The sequence below is a fragment of the Colwellia sp. MT41 genome, from assembly GCF_001444365.1.
GTDB classification, from domain to species: Bacteria; Pseudomonadota; Gammaproteobacteria; order Enterobacterales; family Alteromonadaceae; genus Colwellia; species Colwellia marinimaniae.
In genome coordinates this window covers 2853349-2865591 of record NZ_CP013145.1, presented here as the reverse complement: position 1 = coordinate 2865591, position 12243 = coordinate 2853349, and the positions used below count along the sequence as shown (strand labels likewise).

General features: G+C 38.4%; 10 protein-coding genes and 1 pseudogene. 5 read left to right on the top strand and 6 right to left on the bottom strand.

Going from position 1 to position 12243, the window contains the following annotated elements; genetic code table 11:
- Positions 1-146: 146 nt before the first annotated feature.
- The 3 genes from CMT41_RS12320 to CMT41_RS12310 form a co-directional block, all read right to left on the bottom strand.
- Positions 147-1346, bottom strand: coding sequence for an IS91 family transposase (locus tag CMT41_RS12320; protein ID WP_058027421.1), 1200 nt, complete (start codon positions 1344-1346; stop codon positions 147-149).
- A gap of 7 nt (positions 1347-1353) precedes the next feature.
- Positions 1354-2232, bottom strand: coding sequence for a tyrosine-type recombinase/integrase (locus tag CMT41_RS12315; protein ID WP_058027420.1), 879 nt, complete (start codon positions 2230-2232; stop codon positions 1354-1356).
- A 382-nt stretch (positions 2233-2614) separates the two neighbouring features.
- Positions 2615-2908: a hypothetical protein gene (locus CMT41_RS12310; protein ID WP_058027419.1), complete on the bottom strand. Its 294-nt coding sequence runs from the start codon at positions 2906-2908 to the stop codon at positions 2615-2617.
- Positions 2909-3030: 122 nt separating this feature from the next.
- Here CMT41_RS12310 and CMT41_RS18740 point away from each other — a divergent pair.
- Together CMT41_RS18740 and CMT41_RS12305 are read left to right on the top strand one after the other, a co-directional pair.
- Positions 3031-3219: pseudogene (locus tag CMT41_RS18740) on the top strand (IS3 family transposase); the annotation flags it as partial.
- Between the two features lie 247 nt (positions 3220-3466).
- Positions 3467-5437, top strand: coding sequence for a nuclease-related domain-containing DEAD/DEAH box helicase (locus CMT41_RS12305; protein WP_058027418.1), 1971 nt, complete (start codon positions 3467-3469; stop codon positions 5435-5437).
- Positions 5438-5954: 517 nt separating this feature from the next.
- On the opposite strand, the gene CMT41_RS12300 is transcribed toward CMT41_RS12305, so the two are convergent.
- Together CMT41_RS12300 and CMT41_RS12295 are read right to left on the bottom strand one after the other, a co-directional pair.
- Positions 5955-6482 (bottom strand): hypothetical protein, encoded by a 528-nt coding sequence (locus CMT41_RS12300; RefSeq protein WP_058027417.1) that lies wholly within the window; start codon positions 6480-6482, stop codon positions 5955-5957.
- 40 nt (positions 6483-6522) lie between these two features.
- A complete protein-coding gene (locus tag CMT41_RS12295; RefSeq protein ID WP_058027416.1) occupies positions 6523-6954 on the bottom strand; it encodes a DUF1413 domain-containing protein in 432 nt (143 codons plus the stop codon).
- 218 nt (positions 6955-7172) lie between these two features.
- Here CMT41_RS12295 and CMT41_RS19195 point away from each other — a divergent pair, with 218 nt between their 5' ends.
- From CMT41_RS19195 to CMT41_RS12285, 3 genes are all read left to right on the top strand, one after another.
- Positions 7173-7319, top strand: coding sequence for a hypothetical protein (locus CMT41_RS19195; protein ID WP_157466374.1), 147 nt, complete (start codon positions 7173-7175; stop codon positions 7317-7319).
- Between the two features lie 419 nt (positions 7320-7738).
- Complete coding sequence (locus tag CMT41_RS12290; protein ID WP_058027415.1) at positions 7739-8824, top strand: YecA family protein; 1086 nt, start codon at positions 7739-7741, stop codon at positions 8822-8824.
- A 401-nt stretch (positions 8825-9225) separates the two neighbouring features.
- Positions 9226-10542, top strand: coding sequence for a DNA recombination protein RmuC (locus tag CMT41_RS12285; RefSeq protein WP_058027414.1), 1317 nt, complete (start codon positions 9226-9228; stop codon positions 10540-10542).
- A 211-nt stretch (positions 10543-10753) separates the two neighbouring features.
- On the opposite strand, the gene CMT41_RS12280 is transcribed toward CMT41_RS12285, so the two are convergent.
- Entirely contained in the window at positions 10754-12091 is a 1338-nt protein-coding gene (locus CMT41_RS12280) for a sodium-dependent transporter (RefSeq protein WP_057181712.1), read from the bottom strand.
- Positions 12092-12243: the final 152 nt, after the last annotated feature.

Genomic DNA, 12243 nt, shown 5'->3' with positions numbered 1-12243 from the left:
AGACTACGCTAGATTGCTTTAATATGTTTTTCGACATAAATATCACCTTTCATACTTGTTTATTTTAGCCCATATTCGACTCGTTTTCGTAAATTGGACAGCGTCATTCCTTATCAACGCTCGTCAATAATTTACCTTGTGGTTAATCACATACCCTGCATTAAGGGCGGTGCTCGAGGCAAATACAAATGAAGTAATACTTCGGTCACTATCATGGCTGCACCACAACAAGGACACACAAAGGTAGCTGTTGGCTCATGCGCTTTTACTTCACCCGATATATCTTTATCCAATAGCACTATCGGGACTTCAACGTTTAATAACTGTCGCGCCTTAGCCAAGTTCTTTTTACGACCGGTATTCGCTGTCAAACCATAATGGCGAATACGATGAAAACCACTCGGTAACACGTGCAGTAAAAAACGTCGGATAAACTCATCTTTCGTCAACGTCATGACTCGGTGTCGATTTTGCTCCTTAACGCGGTAGTTCTTCCACTTAAAACTCACCGTTTGTTTATCCATAGCCACCAGTCGCGAGTTCGCAATAGCAACACGGTGGGTATAGCGAGATAAATAGGCCAATACTGCTTGAGGCCCCGAAAAAGGCCGCTTGGCATACACCACCCAGTCTATTTTTCGTTGATTGTTTAACCAGGCCAGAAAGGCTTTTCCCTCCATAATAGGTAAACAATCACCAAAGAACAGTAATTTATTCTGCTCATACGCTTCACGTAATCCTTCAAGGTATAACCGTCGAAACAAACGTGATAATACGCGTACAGGTAAGAAGAATCCCGCTTTACACGACACCCACTTTTCACCATCGGGTGATAAACCACCGCCAGGAATAATGCCATGCACATGCGGATGATGCGTCATGGCACTGCCCCACGTATGCAAGACAAACGTCACACCTAAGCGAGCACCTAAATGCTTGGTATCCGCCCCAATCGTTAACAACGTTTGAGCGGCCGCTTTGAGCAGCGCCCCATACATCACCGACTTATTGTAATAGGCTAAGTCACTGATAGGTTGCGGAAGCGTAAACACCACATGATAGTACTCGACAGGTAATAACTCTGTTTGTCGTGCAGCTAGCCAGCGTTTCGCTGCGCTCGCTTGGCACTTCGGGCAATGTCGATTGCGACATGAGTTATAGGCTATTTGATCATGCTCACACGCAGGGCAATGCAAAACATGACCTCCGAGCACTTCACTGCGGCAATGTTCAACGGCAGACATCACTTTGAGTTGCTCTAAACTGACATGACCCGCATGACTCTCACGCCAATGTTGGCCGTGTGCTCGGAAGACATCGGCCACTTCCAGTGTTGGACGAGGCATGAGCGGCTCAATGCTTTATCATTAATGAATCTAATGGGCTGATAACTTGTCTGAGTAAATCCGTGGCCACCTTTGTATAACGAGCCGTGGTATTCAGTTGAGCATGCCCCAGTAATACTTGGATCACGCGAATATCTACACCCGCTTCAAGTAAGTGCGTAGCAAAACTATGACGCAAAGTATGCATGGAGACATTTTTCTCAATATCCGCCGCATTAGCCGTTTGCTTACAGACGCGACTCAAGTGGCGAGCTGTCATGTGGTCGATAGGGTTCAAGCCTGGAAATAACCAACTACCTTCAAACATTTGGCCTTCATGGTTCGCAAAACGCCACCAACCCCGAAGATGTTCAACGAGAGCGGGTGATAACAGTGCATAGCGATCACGACTGCCTTTACCTTGCTCAACACGCAGGATCATACGTTCACTATCGATATCACTCACTTTTAAAGACACCACTTCACTGACACGTAATCCCGAGCCATAAGCGACGGCTAACGCGGCTTTGAATTTAGGATGCATAGTACAAGACATAAAGCGCTTAGCCTCTTCTAGACTCAATACCACAGGCAATTTACGGGCAACGGTCACGGGACAAACCCGTGCGATGACTTCCGGTTTATCGAGTGTTATTTTGAATAAGAACGTAAGTGCCGTTAGCGTGGCATTGACGGTGAGTCCAGAAACACCGTGAGTGACCATGAAAAGTTGGAACTCACGCAACTCTTCTTGGGTGGTGGTTTCAGGTGAGTGTTGTAAAAATTCACAGAATTTATTAACACCACGGAAATAAGAAATTTGTGTGCTAGTGGCTAGTTTACGAAGGATCATGTCTTCGTTAATACGCTGACGCAGTGGTGCTGAAAAGTATGGGCTGATGTTCATGAGTATTCTCCAAGCTAAGGTGAGACGACATGCCTCAAGACTTAGTTTAGGAATAAGTGAAGGTGTTAAAGGTGTTAAAGGGGTGAACGGTGCTTGCCAAACACACCATTACCGCGGAGCGGTTTAGTTCTTTGTGCGCTTTGCTGACGTTAGCTACTTGTTGTTCTTTAGGTCAACTGATAGCCATAAGCTGACATTAGCTTTTGAGTTACTAATGGCAGACAGAGCCTGAAACGATCATCACTCATGAGTCAAATCATATACGGTAAGTATCATATAGATACTGTTAGTCGTTTACCTTTGCTCATAAACACCTCTAGTTGAAGTTACAGTGTAACTTCTTGGGTGGCTGGTAAAAAAGGGGGAGTCCACACTACAAATATCACTTATGAATGAAGCCTGCTTCTTTCAAATTATTGAATAGCTCCTGATCATTTTCAAGTAACACTTTTCTCATTAGCTTACATGCCAATACAGCCTCTTTTCCCTTTAATGGGTTTCCATCTGGCTGCCTCATGGCATTCCCTAGGCAAAATTCTTCTGCACTTTCTATCTCAATCTCAATGTTTTTAACTTCCATCTCTTCATTGAAAGAGCGAACCTTCTCAGTAAAAGAACTAATCCCAGACGCGAGTTTTTCACAGGTCTCATAATAACCATTTTTTATTGATGACATTACTTTATTTCCTTATTAAATATTTCTATATGTTAATTGAATAAAAATAAATAACAACACCAGTATCTATATGTTTTTAACAGTTACCAACGGTAGAATTAGTTGCCATAAAAGCCGTATATAAAGGCAATGTTAAAAGTGCTTGTGTTGAAAGCTTCTTCCATTCAATGAAAGTTTAAACAGGTCAATATGAGCCGATCATGGATAGAAAAGCCATGCGCCAAAACATATTTGAATATATTCAAGTTGATTACAACAAGAATAGAATGCATAGTTCTCTTGGCTATTTAAGTCCTGAGAAATATGAATAATTAAATGTCGCTTAATAAAGTGTCCACCCTAGCTTGAACAGATTGATTAGGGGTTAGAAAACAGTACTCGATTACATATGTGTTGAAGTTACTGGAGTATCACAAAAGTTAGCTATCAATGTAGCAACCCGACACAATGAGTGATGGGTTAGCTGATGTTGTAGGCGAATTGCTTTTACCTATACCTATTGCACCTATTGGTTTAATAGGTGCTCATTTTGGATTACCTTTTTTATAAGTAGATATTATGGCTAGTTTATATCCGTCGCTAGAAAACATTGAACGATTAAAAGTACAGCCAACAGAAGGTGAGTACCATTTATTACATCATTTAAATGAACACCTTGATGACAGCTATGAAATATTTTTTAATCCTTTTTTAGATGGTGATAGGCCAGATTTTATTATAATCAAAGAAGGCGTAGCGATATTTGTCATAGAGGTTAAAGACTACGATTTAAAAAAATATAGTATTGATAGTTATAACAAATGGTCAGTTCAAAGTGCCCACGGTTCTTCTCGAATAGCGTCCCCTCAGTCACAAGCCTTTACTTACAAAAAGAATTTATACCAATTACATTTGCCAGCGTTAGGGTTAAGGCAGCTTACTAATCGTAACTTTTTTAATCTTGTTCTACCGCTAGTTTATATGCATAAAGCGACTAAACCTCAAGTCAATCAGTTTTATAGCCAGGCCGACGATGATCTGAGTAAACAATCGCAAGAGCTGTTCAAGCAACATAGCAATCAAAAACTCAATCACGATAGTTATAATAAACGCTCTGATGCTATTGTGAGGGCTAAACAACGGCTGTCTCGTGATAAGTCGATGATATATGCCAATGATCAACTTAATACCCTCATATCAAAAATTAAGAGCTTTAAGTCTCATGTGTTATTTGATGACCGTGTTTATGATGATCTAAAACGACGTTTAATGCCATGTGAACATGTGTTGAATCAAGGTAAGAAAATACCTCTGGATGACAAACAAACTAAGTTAGCAGTTAGTGATGTTGGTAAACAAAAGGTTAAGGGCGTTGCTGGTTGTGGTAAAACAGCTATTATCGCGCAACGAGCGGTTAATGCTCGTACTCGGCACCAAGAAAATGTACTGATCATCACTTATAATATAACGCTAAAAAATCTAATTAAAGATAGAATCAGTGATATTTTAGGATATAGAGATGGGAGTAACTTTGCTGTAACTAACTACCATCAGTTCTACAATTCTCAAATCAATGAAACAGGGCTAGATATAAGTGAATTAATAGATCGTTTTGGCTTCAAAGAACTTTATAAAAGAGACTGTTTTGAAGGCTATGATTTGCTACGTTACCAAACAATTTTAGTTGATGAAGTGCAGGATTTTAAGAATGAATGGGTCAAAATCATTAGAGATAACTTTCTAGCGGCTGATGGGGAAATGGTTCTTTTTGGTGATGAATCACAAAATATTTATGGGAGAGACAATGAACGCGCAGCGGTTATAGCTCAAGGATTTGGACGTTGGCAGAAATTAAAACGCTCTTATAGAACTAGTCTCAATTCACCACTCAACCAAGTTTTTAAGGACTATCAATCGAAGTATTTGATAGAAAAATATTCTGATTCTGAATTATTGGAAACGGCTCCAGCCCAACAAGGGCTTACGTTTGAGATTCTAGATTATCACTCATTTAGTCATAACTGGGAAAATCAATCATTTGAACTGATTCAAAAAACTATTAAGGCTAACAACTTTAACCCAAATGATGTGGTTATACTATCCTCCAAAATTTATTTTGTCCGTAAACTAGTTGAACAATTTCAAAATGTTGAAAAGGTTCATTGTATGTTTGAAACCTATCAAGAACTGCATGAGTTACTTTCAGTCTATGACTCCAATATTACTTTGGAATCGCTCAAATTTATGTCAGAAAACACGCTACAAAACACTCTTGAAAACTATGAAGGATTGCAAACTAAAATAGTGCAAGCAAGACGAACTAAGAAAAACCATTTCTATGCAAACAGCGGATTAATCAAGTTATCAACCGTTCATAGTTTTAAAGGTTTAGAGTCTAAAACCGTGTTCTACCTAATGGATCATGATGATACGCCCGAAATTGTATACACATCTATAACGCGATCTGTAGAGAACCTCATAATATTGGATATAAGTACGGGAAATCAATTTTCAGATTTTTTTAACAATAACATGAACAAATCCGTTTAAGTTGGCGAACTGTTTAATGAACACTTAAAACCCACTCCAACAACAATAATTTGATTGGTTTAAACAACAAGGTTCAGCGATGTATGTGGATACGACATTGACTACCAGCTAGTCACATGAACGTGATGACTACCACCAAGTAGTGCTAAAACAGAGTTTATTGTATCAAGTCCAAATTATATACTCTGAGCTACGGTTGGTTATAAGAGCAGGCACTCTATATTGAAAGGCTGACGGGTAATTGTACTAACCATGCTTTTGTTACGCATCAATCAAACTTTATGCTGTTAATCTTTCTAATTTTTTCATTGATAGCATCAACATCAAAGTCTGTATCCATGTTATCGTAGCGTTTGTAGGTCTTTATTTTATGCTCCTCGTTTTACGCCTTGCTCTTTCGAGTAGCCTCGTCAGTTAATTCCTTTATAAGTTCAAATAGTCCTAACTTGTAAGCTACCGCTAATAATATTAATAATACTGCTAATGCCATAATAAATTCCTCAATAGTTGTCTTGTTTTAATGAAAATGCTTTCTTATGACTTGGCTTCTGTCAAACAAAACGGTATAACCTCCTCGTCTGCATCCTTTTTCACCTTTTTTAACTTGGTATCCTAAACGCAGCCATTCGCCATACGAACAATATTGTCCCGAATCAATAACTTCGGTTTTATAGTTGTAGCGCGAAGGGTTAACTAACTTCGCTTGATGTTTTCTAGTTGGAACCCAAATTTTATTCTCAGTATTTTTAGGTACATCATTAAAGTTAAGTTCACTGATTTTTATTTCATTGAAGTCAGTATCAATAATATTTCCTGAATCAATATTCTTTTTATCAACAGTGCTTTCTTGCCCTTTTATTTTCCTTGCAAGCATATCACCAACACCCAATTCAACGAATGCAAGAATGGCGAAAGGCCCTGATATAAAAAACCAACCGATACTTATCAATACATACCAAATATAAGCATCATCCTGTTTATTTTTGGGGGTTATTGTCCCTATCACAAAACCAATAACGACAAATACTATAATGTAAAACGCCATTAGGACTTCCTTCCGTTACTTTAATTTTTAATTTTTAATTTTACAGCTTCAATACAGTTAAAATAGACGCCGCTTTATTTGTTCTTTTGTAAATTATTTTGTTATCAGCTTTTTTTCCTGCAATCTCAGCTATCTCCAGATCAAGCATTTCTTTTTTAAATTTACGTCCAAATGATCTAGGTGATCTCACATCTTCCCATCCTGCTTCGTCACCTTTGAATAAGTCTTTAAGCGTAAACTCATCTCCTTCTTTGAGATGTTCAGCACGCATAATTGCTCCCGTCAAAGTATTTCCTTCGAGCTTAAGATCGTCACTGATCTCATCCAATGAAGAATCGAGTTTATTAGCGATATGAAGTGATAAATCAATCATTTCTTTTTCCGCTTCTTTTAATAGCTTTAGAACCAATTCTTGAGGGAGAGAAATATTCAGGTTTAAGGTTGTTTGTTTTTTTGCTTTAAATGTTGTCATGTAGACTCCGTTTGCTTGATTTGATAACTGAACTATACATCTATAAATATAGAATGACAATAGAATAACGGTAGAAATATAATAAAACGACATAGAATGTATTTCTATGTCGGATAGGACACCTCTCGAATGTGGCTAGTTTTAATGTAGAGATACTGTAATACTGCACGAAAGACTTCTTTGGAATAGATAGTGAGTTATCAGATAAGGCACCTGATATGAAAAAAATAATAATTTTCATCTTATTAACCTTTGCCGTTAACGCTAAAGACTACGGTTCAGCAACTGTAAGTAAAATTATCAGTGTTAATGATGGCGACACTTTTAGAGCACCTATAACATTCTTAGTGTTAAGGTCGCAATGACGGATCACTTGTCGCTAAATAAGCCAAAGCTAACGTCCGCTTTCGTATCAAAGTTGTCATTAGGTGAGGTGGATTTGGTTCATGAAAACGTCCGCAATGTGGTAGCTACTGCCCTTTGAGCAGTCCGGTGCATGCACTTTGAATTTAACTTTAGAAACTCAATATTTCAATCACACCCTAACGGCTCTTTGGTGCGCTTTGAAGACGTAAGCCACAAATCTATTTGCCATATATTTTCTAATGCTTTTTTATTACATTACTGAGAAGTCTCAGTATTATTCAATAATGGTTAAAAATAACCATAAAACAAAAATTAAGAGTTTGAAATTAAAGAGTTTTACGGTAGATTATAAAGAAATCGAGTAGACGGTCATTACTGAGACGTCTACATAATATATTATTAGTTGCTCAAGGAAGATATGTCAAAGATTGGTCGTAATGATCCCTGTTGGTGTGGATCGGGAAATAAATATAAAAACTGTCACCTTATTAGAGCTAATGAGGTCTCACATTCTATCCGCCGTATTATTGCTGGTTTTAAAGAAAAAACAAACCATAAAGAATGTATGCACCCTGAAGCAAGTAAACAAAACTGTAGTAAAAAAATCATAAATGCTCATACAATCCAAAAAAAGGGCCCCCTCAAATTTATAGTTGATGACACCAATCATGTTTACAGTTTTGGCATGGATCAATATGGTAGAAATGAAATTTCAAAACTAGGCTGGCAAAAAGCTTCGACTTTTAAAGGTTTTTGCGGTAAGCATGACAAAGAGTTATTTTCCGTTATCGAAGATGTGCCATACAATAATGGACAAGATCAGAACTTTATTGCAGGTTATAGGGCGTATGCCTTAGAGTATTTCAAAAAAATTAGTATGATTAAAGCAGTGCCGTTCATGAGAGATAATATAGATCGTGGAATGACATACGAAGATCAAGTTGTATTTCAACAGAACTTGCATGCGATGAAACTCGGATTTTTTAAAGGTATAGATGACTTTAAAACGTCTCTCGATATATTTACTGGGAGTTACAAATTACAACAGTTTGATGATTTTGAAAGTGTCGCAATATATTTTACAGGCGAGTTAAATTTAGTAGTTTCAGGGTGTTTTACTCCTGAATTTACGATAGAAGGTGAAGAAATTCAATCGCTCGATCTTGATGCTGTTTTTGTCGAAAACATTGCTATTAATACACTATCAACAGAGAACGGCTTTGCGATAGTTTTTTCATGGCCTAGTCAATTTACCAAGTGCGCAATATTTATAGATTCTCTTCTGAATATAGAGCATCAATTATTACCTAGTAGATTGGTGGAGCTTATATTTAGTTATATTGAGAATAGCTACTTCTCTATGGACTGGTTAAATGGTTTAGACAATGAAAAAAGGGTAACTATTGAATCTATGGCTAGAAAACCTGTACAGTATGGTGAATCTGTTGAATTTACTAATAATGAGTATACTAACTGGCAAGTCACAGGCGTTCAACGCAACTAACAAGTCACTTAAAAGCACAAATAACAGTTGGTTTTTTCTCCTTTGTCGATAATTTTAGCCAAGTATTTTACGCCAATTAGCAACGCTATAATCAATACAAAATCTAATCCGAAGCATTGTTTAGCGTTTAATCTCTAATGTCCTCTGTGTGGTATAAGTAGACCTAATTATCACATCTAAGCCTATTTATAGGTGATTACTCAGCTTATTAAATTAACTCTATATTCTAGGGTTATCTGTATCTTTATTTAATAAACGGCCCTGTTACAGAGTTTAATCACTCAGGACAAAATTCAGAAATAAACTGGAAGCCACAGTTCTTGCCTTTGTGCTTGCCTTTCAGAAAGATACTGGTAATATTTACAGTGTAGTGCGTTTGGCACCTTATTGAGATTGAGAAAATGACTTTTACCTTAGAGCAACAGCAGTTGCTATCGACTTGGTTGCCTGTACTGGCTTTTGTGGTGTTGGCCTTGCTATTAATACTGGTGCTAGTGCGGTTAGCAAAGCAAGAAAAACGTTTACAAGTGCATAATATTGAATTGTTTAGTCAGTTAGCAAAACAAACTGAGCAACAATTTTTGCAGCAGCTTAGCCAATTACAAGAAAAGCAGCAATTGCAGTTAGCTAATAGCTTTGAGCAGCAAATGGCTGATTTACGGATTAAATTATTGAGGCAATTTAATGAGCTGCAAGCGCAATTAAATCAAAATCAAAATCAGTCACTCGATCAACTTATTAAACATTTAAATGCCACGGCCTTTAGCAATAGGGAGGAGTTGTCGAAAACATTAGCGCAAAGCAGCGATCAAATGACCAAGCGTATTGATGCTTTAACGGACTCTACCGATAAACGTTTACAAGAGATCAGTGGTCAGGTCGAAAGGCGTCTGAGCGAAGGCTTTGAAAAAACCACTAAAACCTTTAGTGATATCTTACAGCGTTTGGCATTAATAGATGATGCTCAGAAGAAAATTACCGAGTTATCTACCAACGTGGTCAGCTTACAAGCCATACTTAATGATAAGCGCTCACGAGGGGCCTTTGGCGAAGTGCAATTAAATAGCCTGATCAGAAATGTGCTACCAGAGCAAAGCTTTAAACTGCAGCATACCTTATCAAACGGAAAAATAGCCGATTGTATACTGTTTTTACCTAAACCGACCGGTAATGTTGTAGTAGATTCAAAATTTCCCTTAGAAAATTACCGTAAAATGATGGACTTTGAAGCCCCTGAATCTGAGAGGAAATCAGCTATGCGTCAGTTCAAAATCGATATTAAAAAACATATTAATGATATTAGTGATAAGTACCTCATTGATAACGAAACTGCCGACGGCGCTATTATGTTTATTCCAGCGGAAGCTGTTTTTGCTGAGATCCATGGGCATCAAAGTGACTTAGTTGAATATGCTCATAGGAAACGTGTTTGGTTGGCATCACCCACCACCTTGATGGCGATATTAACAACCGCGCGCTCGGTCCTTAAAGATGAAGCGACTCGTCAGCAAATCCATATCATTCAGGCACATTTGTCTGACTTAGCACAAGACTTTAATCGCTTTAAAGGCCGTTTTGCTAACCTTGCCAAACATATAGACCAAGCGGCAACCGATGTTAAACAAATTCATACCTCGGCAGATAAAATATCAATACGTTTTGAGAAAATAGAGCAAGTGGACTTGACTGAGGAAGATGTGGCGTTACTGGATAAATAAAGTTGGTGGTGGCGGAGAGTAGCTTAACATCAAATGCCAACAGCCTCTTTACGGCTAAAAGGTTGTGCCCATTTAGTTGTTCAGCTATTAAGATGACAGGTCATTGATAAGGTCATTATGGTCTGCTGTTTTTATATCACGTCAGCAATCTTCAGAGCCTACGGGTGGTAAGCAGGCTCTGGTTAATTAGCGAGTTGTTTAACTAAGGGTTTTAAAAGGCCACATTAACAAAGACGACCAATAACAATGCTGGGCAAATAAAGCGTAAGTAAAAACCAAGCAGTCTTAATGATTTATCTTGCGCTAATGTTGCTATGTCGGTTAGTTGATTACCACGCTTCCACAACCATCCTATAACAATGAAATAAAACAGCGACATCAGTGGTTGCAGCACAGTAGTGAGTAATTGGATGACTAAAGCAAAGAGTTGCTCAAAAAAGGCAATAAGTAACATGCTGGCAACTAAAACTAATCCAGATACTAACCAGGTAGCATTTTTTCGTGTCATGGCTTTATCTTCAATTAAATAAGCCACAGGGACTTCTGTTGACGAAATGGTTGAGGTGAGGGCAGCAATTGAAAGCAGCGCAAAAAAAGCAAAAGAGACAATTAAACCGACAGTGCCCATGGAGCTAAACAGGGTTGGCAGAATGTTAAAAATAAGCTGACCTTCACCAATTAAATGACCGTCAATAAATACTTCTTGTCCTGCATGTTGGGCAACAAAAAGTGCTGGGATAATAAGTAAGCCGGCGATAAAAGCAATAAAGGTATCAAGTAAGGTTATCGAAAGTACTAACTTGCCAACACTCTCTCCTTTAGGCATATACGAGCCATAAGCCATCATGGCACCAACACCTATGGCCAGTGAGAAAAATGCTTGTCCCATGGCTGAAATAATAAGTTTGGGCTCGGTCACTTGTGAAAAATCAGGGACTAAATAAAGCGTTAATCCTTCCATAGCGCCATCTTGTTGCAGGATATAAATAACTAAACCACCTAGCATAACGAGTAACATTGGCATTAAGCGTGCCGACCAACGTTCAATGCCGCTGTGCACACCTTGGTGTACTATGGCTGCGCCAAGTACGATGAAAATAGGGGTGAAAATAACGTTGCGCCAGGTGCTTGACGTGGATAACCATTGCGATAATGACATTAAACCAACTAATTCAGCCAAAGATGCCAGCGCATGAGCCAACATCCAACCTGCCACTATGGTATAAAAACTTAACATCATCATGGCGCCAATAATGCCAATAATGCCGGCGATATGACCGAGTTTTTTAAAGCGTTTACCACAAGCCGATGCTAATGCGGCTACAGGGTTCGTTTGTGCTTGATTGCCGATGTAAACTTCTGCATAAAGAGCCGGCAGGGCGAGTAAAAAAGTTACAATTAAGTAGACTACTAAAAAGGCGCCACCACCGTTATTTGCCACTTGTGTGGGAAATCCCCAAATATTGCCTAACCCTATGGCAGCACCTGCTGCAGCTAAAACAAAACCAAGACGAGAATGAAAGGAATCACGGGAAGAAACGGTGGTCATAGAGAGATAGTTAATCGTTAATATTAGTTGCGCAAAGCTTACCGAGTTAACACGCTTAGGGGAAGTGTTATTCATGGCTTTTGTTACCTTTTTGTCATCAATATACCCTTGGAACTTATGATATAATGCCGCCATTTTGTAAATAGTAATGA